Annotated in this window: 17 protein-coding genes and 2 tRNA genes; 9 read left to right on the top strand and 10 right to left on the bottom strand. The window is 64.6% G+C overall.

Annotation, left to right across the window (positions count from 1 at the left end):
* The first annotated feature begins 80 nt into the window (after positions 1-80).
* Positions 81-1,346 carry an MFS transporter gene (locus KF857_05775; GenBank protein ID MBX3111501.1) on the top strand — a complete coding sequence of 422 codons (1,266 nt, stop codon included), beginning with the start codon at positions 81-83 and terminating at the stop codon, positions 1,344-1,346.
* Here KF857_05775 and KF857_05770 read toward each other — a convergent pair.
* From KF857_05770 to KF857_05740, 7 genes are all read right to left on the bottom strand, one after another.
* Positions 1,334-1,408 (bottom strand) — tRNA-Thr (locus KF857_05770). The genes KF857_05775 and KF857_05770 overlap by 13 nt on opposite strands.
* Positions 1,409-1,486: 78 nt before the next feature.
* On the bottom strand, positions 1,487-1,888 hold the full coding sequence (locus KF857_05765; GenBank protein MBX3111500.1) for a hypothetical protein: 402 nt from the start codon (positions 1,886-1,888) through the stop codon (positions 1,487-1,489).
* A gap of 101 nt (positions 1,889-1,989) precedes the next feature.
* Positions 1,990-2,820 carry a pantoate--beta-alanine ligase gene (gene panC, locus KF857_05760; protein ID MBX3111499.1) on the bottom strand — a complete coding sequence of 277 codons (831 nt, stop codon included), beginning with the start codon at positions 2,818-2,820 and terminating at the stop codon, positions 1,990-1,992.
* The gene (panB, locus tag KF857_05755) at positions 2,817-3,590 is read right to left on the bottom strand and encodes a 3-methyl-2-oxobutanoate hydroxymethyltransferase (protein ID MBX3111498.1); all 774 of its coding nucleotides are present in this window, start codon (positions 3,588-3,590) and stop codon (positions 2,817-2,819) included. The genes panC and panB overlap by 4 nt, the downstream gene beginning before the upstream one ends.
* Before the next feature lie 23 nt (positions 3,591-3,613).
* Positions 3,614-4,066, bottom strand: coding sequence for a thioredoxin-dependent thiol peroxidase (bcp, locus tag KF857_05750; protein MBX3111497.1), 453 nt, complete (start codon positions 4,064-4,066; stop codon positions 3,614-3,616).
* Positions 4,067-4,074: 8 nt separating this feature from the next.
* Positions 4,075-4,584 (bottom strand): GNAT family N-acetyltransferase, encoded by a 510-nt coding sequence (locus KF857_05745; protein ID MBX3111496.1) that lies wholly within the window; start codon positions 4,582-4,584, stop codon positions 4,075-4,077.
* 21 nt (positions 4,585-4,605) lie between these two features.
* On the bottom strand, positions 4,606-4,914 hold the full coding sequence (locus KF857_05740) for a hypothetical protein (protein MBX3111495.1): 309 nt from the start codon (positions 4,912-4,914) through the stop codon (positions 4,606-4,608).
* Between the two features lie 50 nt (positions 4,915-4,964).
* Between KF857_05740 and KF857_05735 the strand changes: the two genes are divergently transcribed.
* The 3 genes from KF857_05735 to KF857_05725 all read left to right on the top strand — a co-directional run bounded on the left by KF857_05735 (position 4,965) and on the right by KF857_05725 (position 7,218).
* Entirely contained in the window at positions 4,965-5,822 is an 858-nt protein-coding gene (locus KF857_05735) for a hypothetical protein (protein MBX3111494.1), read from the top strand.
* Between the two features lie 64 nt (positions 5,823-5,886).
* Complete coding sequence (locus tag KF857_05730) at positions 5,887-6,444, top strand: hypothetical protein (protein MBX3111493.1); 558 nt, start codon at positions 5,887-5,889, stop codon at positions 6,442-6,444.
* Between the two features lie 9 nt (positions 6,445-6,453).
* On the top strand, positions 6,454-7,218 hold the full coding sequence (locus KF857_05725) for a ribonuclease H-like domain-containing protein (protein MBX3111492.1): 765 nt from the start codon (positions 6,454-6,456) through the stop codon (positions 7,216-7,218).
* On the opposite strand, the gene KF857_05720 is transcribed toward KF857_05725, so the two are convergent.
* Complete coding sequence (locus tag KF857_05720) at positions 7,215-8,231, bottom strand: aminotransferase class I/II-fold pyridoxal phosphate-dependent enzyme (GenBank protein MBX3111491.1); 1,017 nt, start codon at positions 8,229-8,231, stop codon at positions 7,215-7,217. The two genes, KF857_05725 and KF857_05720, sit on opposite strands and share 4 nt — an antisense overlap.
* The gene (locus KF857_05715) at positions 8,228-8,989 is read right to left on the bottom strand and encodes an alpha/beta hydrolase (protein MBX3111490.1); all 762 of its coding nucleotides are present in this window, start codon (positions 8,987-8,989) and stop codon (positions 8,228-8,230) included. Before KF857_05715 ends, KF857_05720 begins: the two co-directional genes overlap by 4 nt.
* Before the next feature lie 52 nt (positions 8,990-9,041).
* On the opposite strand from KF857_05715, the gene KF857_05710 reads away from it, so the two are divergent.
* The 4 genes from KF857_05710 (at position 9,042) to pyrE (ending at position 12,510) form a co-directional block, all read left to right on the top strand.
* Positions 9,042-9,117 (top strand) — tRNA-Arg (locus KF857_05710).
* A 109-nt stretch (positions 9,118-9,226) separates the two neighbouring features.
* Positions 9,227-11,635 (top strand): cytochrome c biogenesis protein CcsA, encoded by a 2,409-nt coding sequence (ccsA, locus tag KF857_05705; protein ID MBX3111489.1) that lies wholly within the window; start codon positions 9,227-9,229, stop codon positions 11,633-11,635.
* A complete protein-coding gene (locus tag KF857_05700) occupies positions 11,577-11,939 on the top strand; it encodes an aspartate 1-decarboxylase (protein MBX3111488.1) in 363 nt (120 codons plus the stop codon). Before ccsA ends, KF857_05700 begins: the two co-directional genes overlap by 59 nt.
* Entirely contained in the window at positions 11,914-12,510 is a 597-nt protein-coding gene (gene pyrE / locus KF857_05695) for an orotate phosphoribosyltransferase (GenBank protein MBX3111487.1), read from the top strand. Before KF857_05700 ends, pyrE begins: the two co-directional genes overlap by 26 nt.
* On the opposite strand, the gene KF857_05690 is transcribed toward pyrE, so the two are convergent.
* Complete coding sequence (locus KF857_05690; GenBank protein ID MBX3111486.1) at positions 12,507-13,034, bottom strand: hypothetical protein; 528 nt, start codon at positions 13,032-13,034, stop codon at positions 12,507-12,509. The genes pyrE and KF857_05690 overlap by 4 nt on opposite strands.
* A gap of 181 nt (positions 13,035-13,215) precedes the next feature.
* Between KF857_05690 and KF857_05685 the strand changes: the two genes are divergently transcribed.
* A complete protein-coding gene (locus KF857_05685) occupies positions 13,216-15,243 on the top strand; it encodes a DUF4965 domain-containing protein (GenBank protein MBX3111485.1) in 2,028 nt (675 codons plus the stop codon).
* Positions 15,244-15,320 lie beyond the last annotated feature (77 nt).

The raw sequence follows: 15,320 nt of genomic DNA, 5'->3' as shown, positions 1-15,320 counted from the left end.
GATGTCACAGGTTCACCAAATGCTTCGGAAAGTATACCGGGGTCCTCGACAGCATCCCGTGCGTCCGACTAGACTGGGTCATGGCCCGGGGATGGTCGGCTTCGGTCGCGGACCGGGTCTTGCCCGGGTTTTCCGTCTTGCGGCACCGAGACTTCCGTGTCTTGTGGGTGGCGGCGTTCATCTCCTTCACGGGTTCACAGATTCAGACGGTCGTGCAAGGCGATTTTGTGTGGCGATTGACCCACGACAACGAAAAGTTGGCCTTTGTCACCTTTTGTAGCCTGATCCCGGGCACGTTTCTCTTTCCGTTTATCGGTATTGTCGTCGACCTCTTTGACCAGCGTTACGTCCTCGCGGCATCAAACCTCGTCATGGGCGTCGGGGCCCTGTACTTGGCGGTGACCGCCTCCAACAACACCCTCAGTTTCGTGGCGGTCGCGTTGGTCTCTTTGGTCGCCGGGATCGCGCAGACGACCGAGATGCCCGCCCGCCAAGGCATGTTCCGCGACGCGGTCGGCGACGAGGACTTGCCCAAGGCGATCCCGCTCCAGTCCATGACGTTCAACTTCGCCCGGGTCGTCGGGCCGGCGGTCGGCGGCGTCCTGGCCGGGGCCTTGGGTACTGCCGCCTGCTTCTACGCGAACGCGGCCTCGTTCGTCGCGCTGGTCTGGGCCGCGTTTGCGGTGAAGCCCGTCCCCCGGAAGGGGGAGGGCTTTGGGCAACCGGTCAAGGACCTGATCCTGGAGGGTGTCCTCTACACGTTTCGTGAACCGTCCTTGCGAGCCATCTTCTTCATGGAGTCGGCGACATCGCTCGTCGGTATGCCCTACATGGTTCAGATGCCCGCGCTGGTGACGGACATCCTGCACGGTGACCAGCGGCTCCTCGGTGCCGCATACAGCGCGGTCGGCGTCGGCGCGCTGGTCGGTCTGCTCTTGCTCCAGTCGATCGCCCACCTGCCGCACAAGGCGCTGGTCCTTCGCGCGTCCTTGGCCTGTTTCAGCGTCGGCCTGGCTGTCTTGTCGTTCAGCACCAGCGTCCCCCTGACGTTTGCCGCCTTGGCGGTGACGGGGGCGGCGGCGATCATGCAGTTCAACACGACCAACACCCTGTTTCAACTCCTTTCACCACCGAACTTGCGGGGGCGCGTCCTCTCGATGCACTTTTGGGCTTTGGCCGGACTCGCCCCGATCGGCACTTGGCTTTTTGGATGGCTCGCCAAGCTCACGTCGTTGCCGGTGGCGACGCGGTGGTGCGCCGTGGCGATGGCGGCGGTGTCGGTCGCGGCGTATGCCGCGCGCGGGGCGGTGAAAGAGCCCCTGACCGGGAATGCTGGAGCCGAGTAACGGATTCGAACCGATGACCTACCGCTTACAAGGCGGTTGCTCTACCACTGAGCTAACTCGGCGTGGCGACAGTGTACTTGTCGCAATGAGAAGGAGTCCGGGCCGATGTGGCCCGGACTCCTTGGCTGTTTGCCGGTGCCTCAGGCCTTGCGGCGGCGGCGGGTCTTGACAAGCTTCGGGTCGCCGCTTGGGGTGTAGGCGATCTTGTGGCCTGCCGGGATCTTGCTGAGGGCGGCCTTGAGATCGGCGGGGAGTTCGGTGGACTTGGCCGACCGGGCCGAACCCTTTCGACTGCGGCGGAAACTACCCGCCGCCTTCTCGGCCTCGGCGTCGTCCGTCACCAACCGGAACTCCTTGTTGGCGACCGAGAAAATCTCCGCGCTGGGCGGAATATGGATGAAGACGTAGCCTTCGGATTGGAGGAGGCGGGCTTCGAAGGGAAGGGTGTACTTCTTGCCTCGCCCCAAGTTAAGGACTAGCGAACCCTTGGGCGAGGTGCGGAGCTTAAGCCCAGCCTTAGTTTTTTCCAGTGATTTAGCCATATTGTTGTTTCCGCTTCAGAGTGTGTCAAAGACCGGCTCTCCAGCGGCCAATGAGGCTATGTTGGCACTAGTGAGTTTATTTTCGCAAGGTCTCGTCGGGCCTATGTGATTGGGACGTTGTCAATGAGGCGGACGCCCTTCCACCTGACGGCCACAATGATGCGGTCTGAGTCCGAGGCTACCGTGCTGGACGCCATCGAACTGGGGTCGACCAATGCAAGATAGTCAACCTGAAACCCCGCGTCCTGCAGTTGCTGTTTTGTTTGCGATAGACATATGTCTATCTGTGAGATATCGTAGCCAATCTTGATGCGTGATGATAGTTGCGACAGAAACTGATAAATCTGAGCCGCGCCATCCCGGTCTTCTAATGAAAGGTATGCGTTGCGGCTGGACATGGCCAGTCCGTTCGTCTCGCGGACTGTTTCACAAAACACCAGTTCCACGGGAATCCCCAGCCCTTCGACTAAGGCGCGGACAACCGCGCACTGCTGCAAGTCCTTCAGGCCAAAGTACGCCCGACACGGTCCTACCGCCAGGAAGAGTTTCGCGACGACCGTGGCGACACCGTCAAAGTGTCCGGGGCGAAACGCCCCTTCCCACTGCTGGCTAGGCCCCTCGACATGGACCACGACGTCTTGACGTTTGTACATTTCTTCCACGGACGGGAGAAAGACCACATCGACGCCGTCCGCTTTCGCCACTGCGAGGTCAGCGTCCAACGGCCTCGGGTATTTGCTGAGGTCTTCACTCGGCCCAAACTGGGTGGGATTGACAAAGATGGACAAGACTACGCACTGGCGTTCCGCCTGGGCCCGCTTCAGAAGGGAAGCGTGGCCAGCGTGAAGGGCCCCCATCGTCGGGACAAAACCGATGTCTGATTGGCCCGCAAGTTCGCGGCGAAGCTCGGATATGGTATGGACTACTTTCACACGCTGTTTTCTGGGCCTGGGAAAGTGCCGTCACGGACCTCTTGAGCATAAGCCTTGGCCGCCCGGCTGAACGCAGACAACCCCTTGGTGTATGCCTTTGCGTGACGATACACCCTTTCGGACAGGCCCATCACGTCGTGGAACACTTGGATCTCTCCGTCGCAGTCGGGGCCGGCGCCGATCCCGACCGTGGGGATGGACAATTCAGTGGTCAGTTCGCGGGCCAAGGCCGCCGGCACGAGCTCGACGACGATGGAAAAGGCCCCAGCGTCCTGGATCCGTCGCGCCGTGGCGACGACCGCCTCGGCCTCGTCACCCTTGCCCTGGACACGGTGGCCGCCGAAACGGTGGACCGACTGAGGGGTGAACCCCACGTGGCCCATGACCGGGACGCCCGCCTTCACCATGGCCGCAATGACCTCGGGGTAGTCGCCTTCCAGCTTGACCGCCTCGGCGCCGTCCTTCATGAACCGGACGGCGGCGTCGACGCCGGCAGCGACCGACGCGTTGTATGATCCGAACGGGAGGTCGGCGACGAGCAAGGGCTTTTCCAGACCCCGACGGACTGCCCGCAGGTGGTGGGCGACCTCGTCCATTGTCACGGGAATGGTCGAGTCGTAGCCGAGGACAGTGTTGCCGAGAGAGTCGCCGACCAAGACGACGTCCACTCCGGCGGCCTCGGCGATCCGGGCCGAGGGGAAGTCATAGGCGGTCAGGCAGACGATCTTGTGCCCCGACCCCTTCCTCGCCCTGATGGCCGGAGCTGTCACCTTTGCCTGAGTCGGCCTGCCGCTCATGAGCCCAACGCGGCGGCCACTTGCGCGGCATGCCCCTCGGGTTTGACTTTTTCCCAAACGTGGGTCACGGTGCCGTCGGGGCCGACCACAAATGTCGTCCGAGCGACGCCCATGTACTTCTTGCCGTACATGGACTTCTCGACCCAGACGCCGCAGGCTTCGCAAAGCGACCGGTCAGTGTCGGCAAGCAAGGTGAAGGGTAAGGAGAATTTGTCCGCGAACTTCTTATGGCTCTTCACGCCGTCGGGGCTGACACCAAAGACCGGCGACCCCGAGAAGGACGACGCCAGGTCGCGGAACTCGCAGGACTCGGTCGTGCAACCGGGCGTGTCGTCCTTGGGATAGAAGTAGACGACAAACCTTGTGCCTCGCAGTCCCGCCAGCGTATGGGTCTGGCCGTCCTGGTCTTGCAAGGAAAAGTCAGGGAACGGGTCGCCAACTTGGAGCATCGGTTAGCCTAGGATATTGGCCTCTGAAGTTCAGCACTGTGGGCCAAACGGTGCAAATTCTCGCCGGTCAAGCGGAAAACCGTCCACTCATCCATCGGTTCCGCTCCCAAGGACCGGTAGAAGGCGATGGACGGTTCGTTCCAGTCCAGTACCGACCATTCAAACCGTGCGCATCCATTCTCCACGGCGAACCGGGCGACATGAGCGATCAACGCCTTACCGTGCCCACGGCCCCGGTGTCCGGGAAGCACGAAAAGGTCTTCAAGGTATACGCCCGGTTGGCACCTGAATGTGGAAAAGTTGAAAAACCAGAGGGCGTAGCCGACGGGAACGCCGTCTTCTTCGACAAGGGCGGCAAAGGCTTTAGGGTGTTCGCCAAAGAGATGGCCCCGTAAATGTTCGGGGGTGCCAACCGCTTGGTCAAGGAGCCTTTCGTACTCTGCCAACCCCTTGATCAGGTTCAAAAGTACGGGGACATCGTCAGGTCGGGCAGGCCTGATGGTCGAGACGGGCAGCATTCTGCCAGTCTGGCCCGTTTCTCAGGCCTCGATGTTGAGCGGCCTCCGGAACAGGGCGCGGAGCCTGTGGATAAGTGTATGGAAAAAGCGTGCGGGCGCAACGTTCGGTTGAGTTCGGACGAGCCCGGGGCAACGGCGGACGATCTCGTCTAGTTGGCTCTCGACGAGGGACGGGTCGTCGTCAAACGCTCCGTGCCATGCGCAGACGAAGCACTCTTCGTTTTCAATGACGTTGAGGGCTCCACACAACGGGCAGACCACGAAGTTCTCTGTCGCCATGCGCCGCTTGATGACCAAGAAGGTCGTGGGGGTGACTCGTCGTAGGGGCATTGTCCATAGCAAAAATCGGTTCGCCACCTTGCTAACATTACGGGGTCAAAATGCTCGACCCTCGGAACTTGCTTGAGGTTTTGGTGTGGCGCACCGGAGACCGGCTCTACACCGACCCGGCGGGAAGGCGGATCGTGCTGGATGTCGCGGACCCTGGCGCCGTATGGGGCGGGTCGGCCGGGGTGTTCCGGGTCGGCGAAGTGGATGACGCCCTCGTGCTCGCCGCTGACGAAGGCCCGGCGACGGCCTGGGCGTTGCCTGGCCCGACGCCAAAGGTCGGGCCCCTGACGAGTGCGGCGCGCTCCTTCTCGGGGACGGGTTGGCTCGTCGACGTGGAGGGTCTGGCTGAACTGGACGGCCGCCCGCTGCCGTCCGTTGACCTGCCGATGGTGCCCGTCTGGACCGGCGCACGGTTCCGTCGGGCGGGCGTGTTCCCCACCGGTCAATCCCTGCTTCGGACGACGGTGGTCGACATGAAGGACGGTGCCGACCTGGCCGCGCATGATGGCTCGGTGCGGTCATCTTCGAAGCCGTCGGTCCTCGCCAGCGGCTGCGACAACGGCGACACGCTCACCGAGACCCACGTCCAGCACCTGGGACCGGCCGAGTGGCATGTCGTCGACCATACCGGCGAGCCGCTGGTCTTGGCCAAACTGTACGACCGGTTCCATGGGCTGCAGCGTGCCCGGGTGTATGTGGACGGTGTACTGGCCGGGACGTGGCAAGCGATGCGTGGCGCCCGGGACGCCCGGTGGGCGTGGTCGTGGTTCGGGCTCCCGGCCGGTCTGCCTCCCCAGTTCCGGTTGGCCGTCGACCCTTTGCCCGGCACCCCGCTCTGGGACGTCGCACGGTATGAGGTGCTCCGGGTCGTGTCCGGAACTTTCGGCGCCCCAAACGGGTTAGAGTGATCGCCCGACCGCAGCCGACATGGCCGACCGGTCTATAATCGTGGGTCGAGAGACGGACTGAAGCATGAAGATTTTCAAGGTGAGTTCTCTGGTGGTGGCTGCGGTCGCGGTGGCAGGGTCGGCCCATGCCCAAGCCGCCACGCCGGAGCAAATGGGCGACTTTGCCGGCAAGCCCGGGATGGCTGTCATGCACCTCCAGACCAACCTCGGCAGTTTCAAGGTGATCGACGGCAAGGGCCGGATCGACGTCACCTTCACCGGAACCGTCCTCGTGACGAAGTACAACGGCAAAGAACTCCAAGTCAGCGGCAAGGTCCGCAAGGAGTACGACAAGAACGGACGGACCCTCTTCACCGGCACCGGCCGCATCGTCGCCAGCGGCGAGTGGCGCGGCTTCCAGTGGTTCGGCAAGAACATGTCCGCGGTGTGGTACGGCAGCGGCGCGATCCGACTGGCCGGTGAATTCGACCGCAACTTCAAGACGGGGGACTACTGGTACGACAACGCTGAAGAAAAGCAGGCGTTCCCGGCCACGAGCGTCCTGACCGTGTACTTGCCCAAGCCCGACTTCCAGGGCAACCAGACGGCCGTCCCGCGCGAGCGAAAGAAGGGCGGAGGATAGGCGGGCGAGGTGCTCCGGAGCACCTTCTGCCATGTCCCGGGTATCGGCTCGACGACGGAGGCTTCTCTGTGGCAGCAAGGATGCACCACGTGGGACGCCTACTTGGCCGATCCAGGTGCTTACCGGGTCGGCACCGCCGACCGGGGCTTGGTCCGCGACGTCGTCACATGGTCGGCCGAAGCCTTGGCCAAGCGTGACCACCGGTTCTTCTCCGAGGCCCTGGGCCTGACCAACGCCTGGCGGGCGTGGGAGGAGTTCCAGGACCGCACCCTCTATCTGGACATCGAGACCGACGGAGGCAACAGCGGCGCGTCCATCACCATGGTCGGCCTCTACGACGGGTACGACTTCACCTGCCTGGTGCAGGGAAGGGACCTTGAGCGGTTCCCGGAGATGATGGCGGAGTGCGGCATGCTGGTGACCTTTTTCGGGGCAGGCTTCGACGTCCCCGTGCTTCGGAAGGCGTTCCCCCAACTTGCCTACGACCAGATCCACTTGGACCTCTGCCCCCTGTTCAAGAACCTGGGTGTCCGGGGCGGGCTCAAAAAGATCGAGCGCCAGATGGGCATCTGTCGCAGTGACGACACCGACGGCCTGACGGGGAGGGACGCGATCCGCCTTTGGCGTATGCACAACCGGGGTGACGAAGAGGCCCTGCGCGTCTTGACCGCCTACAACAAAGAGGACGTCGTCAACATGAAGGCCCTGGCCCGGATCGCTTACGACCGGTCAAAGCGGGGCCTGGTCGCGGCGGCAGGCCTGGCCGCCCTCTAGGGCGACGCCAATCGGCGGAACACGTCGGCGGCCTTGTCGACCGCCTCGTCGCCCACGTCGTTGTGAAAGACCAGCCTGAGCCGGTTCGGGCCGACCGGAAGGCAGAGGACACCGCTTTCGCGGAGTTTCTCCCCCCAACCGGCGGCGGGTGCCTCGGTGTCCACCATGAGGATGTTGGTGGGGGGGTCGAGCGGCGCGAGTCCGGGTAGGCTGGTCAAAAGAGACGCGAGCCGCCTCGCCCGGGCATGGTCTTCGGCCAGGCGGTCCACCATTTTCGTCAGCGAGACGATGCCGCAGGCGGCGAGGATCCCCGCCTGGCGCATGCCTCCGCCCAACCGCTTCCGCCACTGCCGCGCGCGACCGATAAAGTCGGCCGGGCCGCACAGGACGGTGCCGACCGGCGACGCCAAGCCCTTGCTCAGGCAGACCGTGACCGAGTCGACATGCGCGGTGATCGCCGACAAGGGCACGCCGAGGGCCACGGCGGCGTTACAGACGCGGGCCCCGTCGAGGTGGACGCGAAGGCCGTGCTCGACGGCGAACGCCCGGTAAGCCCGGTGGGTCTCGACGGTCTGGGGCACGCCACCCGACCTCATGTGGGTGTTCTCCAGACACAGGAGCGTCGTCCCCGGCGTGTGGATGTCGGGCCGAAGCCGCTTGGCTTCCAGGTCCTCGACCCTCATCCGTCCGTCCGTCGAAGTCACGCCCCGGAGGACGACGCCCGACAGGACGGCCGGTGCGCCGCACTCGTAGTAAAGGACGTGGGCGTCGTCGTCGATGAGGACGCTGTCCCCTGGCTTGGTCCAGCTGGCCAGGGCGATCTGGTTGCCCATCGTGCCGCTGGGGACGAAGACTGCGGCCTCCTTGGCGGTCATCTGGGCGGCCACTTCTTCGAGCCGGGTCACGGTCGGGTCGTCGCCCAAGACGTCGTCGCCGACCGGAGCCGTGGCGATCGCCGCCATCATCTCCGGTGTCGGACGGGTCACCGTGTCGCTGCGCAGGTCGACGGTCATCGTGACCTCACAAACTCCAGGACCATTTCACGGATTCCGAGCCACGCCGGCAAGGTGTAGGCATGACCCTCGCCGGGCAGTTCGTGGTAGTCGACTGATGCACCCGCTTCCCGCAGCCTCTCCACCAGGTGACGGGACTGCTGGACCGGGACGATCTCGTCGTCGTCGCCGTGGACGACGAGGAATGGCGGTGCGCCAGGCCCGACATGGGTCACCGGGCTGGCCTGGGTGTACGACTCCGGCAGGGCGGCATAAGGGCCGCCGAGGAACTGCTCGACAAACGACATCGCGATCGGCTCGGCGGTCATCTCGGGGTCGCGGATGTCGCTGATGCCGGAAAGGCTGACCACCGCGTCGGCCCGTTCCGCCGGGCCTCCGGTGCCGAAGTCGGTCGCGCAGAGTCCGGCCATGGCCGCCAGGTAGCCGCCCGCCGAATTGCCGACGACGATGATCCGGCCCCGGTCGACACCGAGCCGGTCGGCGTCGGTGCGGGCATGGCGGACAAACGCCTGGATGTCGGCGACGGCGGCAGGGAAGGTGTGGAGCGGGGCGAGGCGGTAGCTGACGCAGGCGGCGGCGAGGCCGTTGCCAGCCGCCCACACCGCCTCCTCGGCGAACATCGTCAGGTCGCCCGTGATCCAACCGCCCCCATGGACGTAGACGACCAAGGGGAGGGGCGTCGCCGATTCGGGGCGGGTGAAGTCGAAGGGCAGGTCGGCCCGCCCAGGGACGGCCAGTCGCTCGCGCAGGGCTGTCACGGGGACGGTTCTACCTGGTTCAGCCTGCCTGCCACGGGTATCCTCCGCGCGGCCGGGCGTAGCTCAGTGGATAGAGCACCAGTCTTCGGAACTGGGTGTCGGGGGTTCGAATCCCTCCGCCCGGGCCAATCCCTTGGTCAGCAGAGTTCCTTGGCCAAGTAGTCCCTGGCAAGGTCGGCCCCCGGACCGGGTGGCGTAGAATTGGGGGAGCGGGGCAGGGCCTCTGGAACGTAGCGCATGCAAGACTTTGCCGACCTGAAGGAAGCGCCTGCCTGGGCTGCGGCGGTGGCGCAGACGGGTCAAGGGGCCGTGTTGCTCTCGGTGGTCGCGTTCGTCGCCGCGGCCTTCCTCTGGTGGACGTCGTCGCAGCACCCTGACCGGGAGAGGTCGGCCCGGTGGGCAGGACTCTTCGGGGCGGTGGCACTCTTTGCCGCTTTCGCGTGCGTCGGCGTCCTCTTTGTCACCGACCAGTTCCAGTTCCAGTACGTGTTCGCCCATGCGGCCCGTGACCATGAGCTCCAGTACAAGATCGCGGGGATCTGGAGTGGTCAGGAGGGGTCGTTCCTCCTGTGGGCGGTGACGTCGGCGGTGTTCTTCCTGCTCGTCGGGCCACGCACCGGGGTGGACCGGCGCTGGTTCAGCATCGTCTACACGCTGTTTCTCGCCGCTCTGGTCGGCATTCTCGCTTTCGAGTCGCCGTTCAAGCCTATCGACTTGATCGACGGTAAGTGGCTGGTGCCGCCCGACGGGCGCGGCCTCGCCCCGTCCCTTCTCAACTACTGGGTGGTCATCCACCCGCCGACGATCTTTCTGGGCTTTGGTTCGCTGGCCGCCCTCTTCGCCTGGGCGACCGCCGCCACGGTCCGCCGAGACCCTCACAGTTGGTTGCCCCTGGTCCGTCCGTGGGCGCTGGTCAGCCTGTCCTTGCTGGGGCTGGGTCTCTGCATGGGCGGTTTTTGGGCTTACGAGACCCTCGGCTGGGGCGGGTTCTGGATGTGGGACCCGGTCGAGAACACGAGCTTTGTCCCCTGGGTCGCGGTGGCCGCTTTTGTCCACGGGGCGTTCCTGCAGGCGGCGAAGCGCCGTGGCCACCTGACCAACCTGATCGGCGGCGCCCTGCCGTTCGTCAGCTTCGTGTACGGCACCTTTTTGACCCGAAGCGGGTTCCTGGGTGACACCAGCGTCCACAGCTTCGCCGAGATGGACAGGTCGGCGTTGTGGATCCTCGTCAGCGTCGGCAGTCTGGCCGCGGTGGCGTTCGGCGTCATCTTCGCGAGGAACTACCGTGGGCTGGCCGCGGCGGCCGGCGAACTGGCCACCAAGCCGGCCTTCTGGACGAGGGACACTTTCTACCAAGTCGGCATCTGGCTCTTGTGCACGTTCGGCGTGATCGCGGCGGTGGGCATGAGCGTGCCGTTGTTCCAGAGCCTGGCCGGGCAAAAGCCCAAGGTGGTGGAAGAGCACCTGTACCACCAGGTCCTGAGCTACCCCTTTGTGCCGATCATGCTGATGATCGCGGTCGCCCCGTTCCTCACCTGGCGGGGAACCGGGTTCAAGGCCGTTTTCGCCAAGCTGTCGAACTCTTTGGCGGTCGCGGTCGGCCTGTCGGGTTGTCTGCTCTTGTGGGTCAAGCGAGGTGACCAGGGCTTCCTCGCCGACGAGTCCAGGACGATCGCGTTCACGCCCGGCTTCTCGGTGCCCGCGACGCCATGGGTCGTCTTCCTGTCGTTCCTTTGTCTGTTCGCCCTCGTCGCCAACGTCTGGAGGCTTGTCGAGTCGTTCCGGGGTTCCTGGAAGTCGGCGGGGGGTTACCTGACCCATGTCGGTCTCGCGACCGCGCTCCTCGGGCTCGTTTTCTCGCGTGGCTTCGAGAAGAAGGAGGTCGTCATGGTCGACCGGGTGACGGACGCCAATTTCTTCGGACGGACGATGCGCCTTGTCGGCCCGACGGGGAGTTTTGCCGACCGCCACAACCGTGTCGTCATCGACGTCACCGGCCCGGAAGGGAAGTTCCAGGCCAAGCCGGGCATGTACTTGACGATGATGAACGACAAGCCGACCCCGATGACTTGGCCGTGGGTCGAGAGCTTTTGGCTGCACGACCTCTACTTCACGATCCACGAACCCAGCCTTGAAGCGTCGGACCCGCTCCGCCTCCAGAAAGGGCAGGTCGGCACGTTCCACGACCTAGGCTTCCGGTACACGGGTATGCGCCACGAGGGCCCGGTCGGGCAGGCAGGCTCTACCTTTTACGCCGACTTCAACATCCTGACGCCCGAAGGCGAGTCGAAGGGGTCGCCCAGCCTGATGCTGAAGGGAGAGGGTGGTTTCAGCTACGTCGACGTCCCGATCAGTGAGCGGTACGCCCTTCGGCTGGTGGGCATGGACGCCAAAGACAAGTCCGCCATGGTGCAGATCATGTTCCGGAGCCCGGCGTATCCGGTCGAAGTCTTCTATAAACCGTTGGTCCGGGCGGTTTGGGGTGGGGTCGGTATCATGACCCTCGGCGGGCTGGTCGCCGCTTGGGGACGTCGGTCCGACCGCAAGCGCCCCACCGACGACGACCAAGAGCCCGAAGCCGAAGTCGATGCGTCTGAACCAACTCCTGAAGTCGAAACTGCACCACGCGCGGGTCACGTACGCTGACCCCGAGTACGTCGGCAGCATCCAGATCGACGGCGAACTCATGAAGGCCGTCGGCCTGATGGAGGGCGAGGCGGTCCACGTCTGGGCCGTCGACCACAAGTCGCGGATCGAAACCTATGTCTTTTCCGGCCCCAAGGGTTGTGTCGGGCTTAACGGCGGGGCAGCCCACTTCTTCCAGCCCGGCGACCGGATCGTCGTCGCGTCCTTCTGCCTGAGTGACGAGCCGGTGACCCCTCAGGTCGTCCTGTTGGACGAAGAGAACAACATTGTCCGAGACATTGCCCCCTACTCCACCGTCGGTTGACCTCGGTGCCCTGCTGGAATCGAGTGGGGCCGTCCTCCACGGGCATTTCCTGCTGACGAGCGGCCGGCATAGCGACGTCTACTTTGAGAAGTTCCGAGTGTTGGAGCGTCCAGACGTGCTCTCGGCCCTCTGCACGGCGGTCGCCGACCACTTCCGCACGGCCGGGATCGAGCTGGTCGCCGGCCCGACCACGGGGGGGATCATCATCGCCTTTGAGGTCGCCCGTCAACTGGGTGTCCCGGCCCTGTACGTCGAGAGTGTGGAGGGCAGAAAGGTGGTCCGTCGGGGCGCGACGGTGGCCCCGGGTGCCAAGACACTTGTCGTCGACGACGTCCTGACGACGGGTCTCTCTGTCCGTGAGACGATCGAAGTGGTGCGGTCTGCGGGTGGCGTGTGCGTCGGGGTCGGTGTCCTGATCGACCGTTCGACGGCCGACCCAGGGTTCGGGGCGCCGACCTATGCGGCGTATAGGGTCGAGGCCGAGTCGTATGCTCCGGACGATGTCCCGGACTGGCTGGCGGCGGTGCCGGTCACCAAGCCCGGGACCCGTCCCGGTGCGGCCCCGGCTTAGGGGCGGTGGTCCAGGGAGGCAAGGGCCTGGCGGATCTGGGCCAATGCCTGGTCGACCTGCTTGATCGCCTCGACCCGGTGCCCGCCGTACTCGTTGTTGCCCTTCGAGAGCTTCTCCTTGGCATGGGCCAGGACCTCGGCGGCCTTCTTGAGCATGTTGTTGCTCTTGGCCACTTGCTCCTTCGTGTAGCGGCTTGGCGAGGCGTTGTCCGGGGTGTTGGCCGGAGCTTGGCCTTCGTTGTGGCGTCGGTCGTAGCGCAAGCCGAGGGCGATCTGTTTGTCCGCCTCGACGCAGTCCACCATCGCGTTCACGCGGTGCCCGCTGTAAATCGGCAGGGCGTGTTGGAGGATCCCGTGGGCTTTCTGGATTTCCTTGGCGGCCTGGCGCATCAGGGCGTCACTGGGGTCCACCCGGTGGTGGTCGGCCTTGGGGTTGGCATGGCCCGGGGCCCGTTGGGCCAGGGCGACGTTGGCCGACGTCACGGCGAGGATCAAGCACGCAGCGGTCAAAGTGAGTGTCTTCATTCTGTTGGTCTCCTGTCTGGTTACCCAGCCCGTTTGATCCGGGCTTGTCCCTGGTGACGGTCAAGGCGGCCCGCCGTTCAGTGGGGGACAGAAACTTGAGACCAGATGCTCGGGAACCAGGCAAGACGACCCGGTGCCTCGGGCAAGCCCCGATCGTGAGATGCCGCGTAAAATGGGGCCTATGCTTGGTCTCGCGGCATTTGCCGTCGCCGTCGGAGTGGACTCCCCGTCAATCAGCGGCCGGCTTCCCGCCGTCCCCCTCGTCGCCCACGACCCCTATTTCAGCATCTGGAGCGAGACAGACGAGCTCTACGCCGACTGGCCGCGCCACTGGACCGGCGCCGTCCATGCCCTGCAGAGCATGGTCCGGGTCGACGGGCGGACCTACCGCTTGATGGGGGCGGCACCCTCGGCGTTGCCGACGCTCAAGCAGGTTGACCGCGAAGTGACGGCGACGGCGACCCGCTACCTGTTCCGGGGCTCGGGGATCGAGGTCAAGCTGGAGTTTTTGTCGCCCGTCCACCCCGGCGACCTCGCCCGCCTGACCCGGCCGGTCACCTATCTCCGGTACGCCGTGCGGACCACCGACGGCACCAAGCGGCCGGTGAAGATTTACTTGGACGCCACCGCCGAGTTGGCGGTGGACCGGCCTAACCAGCAGGTGGTCGGCGAGCGCTACGCCGTTGACGGGATGGTCGCGTCCCGGGTCGGCACTAAGGACCAGAAGGTCCTTGGCCGCAAGGGTGACGACCTGCGCATCGACTGGGGCTACCTCTATCTGGCCGCAAAGAAGTCGCCCCGCGTGAACTCGGCGGTTGTCTCGGGTGACCTGGCCCGGGCCGAGTTTGACCGGGGACAGACCCCCACGCCGATGGCGGCCAGCGAGTTCCCGCGTGAAGTGCAGGACGGTTGGCCGTCGGTGTCGCTGGTCGCCGACCTGGGGACGGTCGGTCAGACCTCCAAGAGTTGGACCGCCTACCTGGCATACGACGACATCGAGTCGATCAACTTCCTCGGCGACCACCAACAGGCGGTTTGGCGGCATAGCGAGGACGTCAACAGCATCCTCCGCAAAGCGATGGTCGAAGAGAGCAAGCTGGCCAAGGAAGCACAAGCGTTTGACGCCAAACTGGCGGAGGAGTGCGTCGCCAAAGGCGGAGAAGAGTTGAAGACACTCGGTGTCCTCGCCTACCGACAGTGCCTGGCGGCGAGCAAGGTCACGCTCGACAAGCAGGGCCGTCCGATGCTCTTCCCGAAGGAGAACTTCAGCAACGGTTGTATCGCCACGGTGGACGTCATCTATCCGATGGCCCCCCAACTCCTGGCGTTCCAGCCGGAACTGTGCCGGGCCATGCTCCTGCCCGTGCTGGAATACGCATCCACCGACCGGTGGAAGTTCCCGTTCGCGCCTCACGACATCGGCACGTATCCCTTGGCGACCGGCCAGGTGTACGGAGGCGGCGAGAAGACGGAGGAAAACCAAATGCCCGTCGAGGAGAGTGCGAACATGATCCTCCTCTGTGCCGCCTTGGCCAAGGCAGAGAAGTCCCCGTCGCTCGCCCAAGAGTATTGGTCTGAACTTAAGAAATGGGCCGCGTACCTTGAGGCGAAGGGACTCGACCCCGAGAACCAGCTTTGCACCGACGACTTTGCCGGACACCTCGCCCACAACATCAACCTCTCCGCCAAGGCGATCGTCGCCCTAGGGGCTTACGCCCAGTTGGCCCGTGACCTGGGCCATGCCGACGAGGCGGACAAGTACGCGAAGGTGGCGAAAGACTACGCGGCGAAGTGGATGGAGATGGCAAAGGACGGTGACGCGACGAAGCTGACCTTCGACCGCCCCGGCACCTGGAGCCAGAAGTACAACATCGCCTGGGACGACGTGTTGGGACTCGGACTGTTTCCCGCCAGCCTCAAGTCCAGCGAGATGGCCCTCTATAAGAAGAAACTCAATAAGTACGGGCTTCCATTGGACAGCCGGAAGGACTACACCAAACTCGATTGGGTGGTGTGGACGTCGACCTTGACCGGCAAGAAGGAAGACGTGCAGGATCTTTGCCGGCCGATGGTCAAGTTCTTGCGTGAGACACCAAGCCGGGTGCCGATGACCGACTGGTTCGACACCAAGACGGGCCGGATGGTGGGCTTCCAAGCCCGGTCGGTGGTCGGCGGTGTGTTCATGCCCCTGCTGCGCGGCCGTTGGTGAGATTCACCAGCGGTCGCCCCGCACATTGAGCGGAAACGGCCAAAAGTGGCGTAAAATGCAATTGCTGAAGGCGTTCA

The organism is Fimbriimonadaceae bacterium, assembly GCA_019638795.1.
In the GTDB taxonomy this organism is placed as follows: Bacteria; Armatimonadota; Fimbriimonadia; order Fimbriimonadales; family Fimbriimonadaceae; genus JAHBTB01.
The sequence above is the reverse complement of the archived record's forward strand: the minus strand, read 5'-3'. Positions and strand labels throughout refer to the sequence as shown.

Coding starts and splice junctions, on each gene's coding strand:
- ccsA (MBX3111489.1), top strand. CDS start 9,227: ATGCAAGACTTTGCCGACCTGAAGGAAGCGCCTGCCTGGGCTGCGGCG.
- KF857_05730 (MBX3111493.1), top strand. CDS start 5,887: ATGAAGATTTTCAAGGTGAGTTCTCTGGTGGTGGCTGCGGTCGCGGTG.
- KF857_05685 (MBX3111485.1), top strand. CDS start 13,216: ATGCTTGGTCTCGCGGCATTTGCCGTCGCCGTCGGAGTGGACTCCCCG.
- bcp (MBX3111497.1), bottom strand. CDS start 4,066: ATGCTCCAAGTTGGCGACCCGTTCCCTGACTTTTCCTTGCAAGACCAG.
- KF857_05740 (MBX3111495.1), bottom strand. CDS start 4,914: ATGCCCCTACGACGAGTCACCCCCACGACCTTCTTGGTCATCAAGCGG.
- KF857_05765 (MBX3111500.1), bottom strand. CDS start 1,888: ATGGCTAAATCACTGGAAAAAACTAAGGCTGGGCTTAAGCTCCGCACC.
- KF857_05700 (MBX3111488.1), top strand. CDS start 11,577: ATGCGTCTGAACCAACTCCTGAAGTCGAAACTGCACCACGCGCGGGTC.
- KF857_05735 (MBX3111494.1), top strand. CDS start 4,965: ATGCTCGACCCTCGGAACTTGCTTGAGGTTTTGGTGTGGCGCACCGGA.
- KF857_05690 (MBX3111486.1), bottom strand. CDS start 13,034: ATGAAGACACTCACTTTGACCGCTGCGTGCTTGATCCTCGCCGTGACG.
- KF857_05720 (MBX3111491.1), bottom strand. CDS start 8,231: ATGACCGTCGACCTGCGCAGCGACACGGTGACCCGTCCGACACCGGAG.
- KF857_05775 (MBX3111501.1), top strand. CDS start 81: ATGGCCCGGGGATGGTCGGCTTCGGTCGCGGACCGGGTCTTGCCCGGG.
- KF857_05745 (MBX3111496.1), bottom strand. CDS start 4,584: ATGCTGCCCGTCTCGACCATCAGGCCTGCCCGACCTGACGATGTCCCC.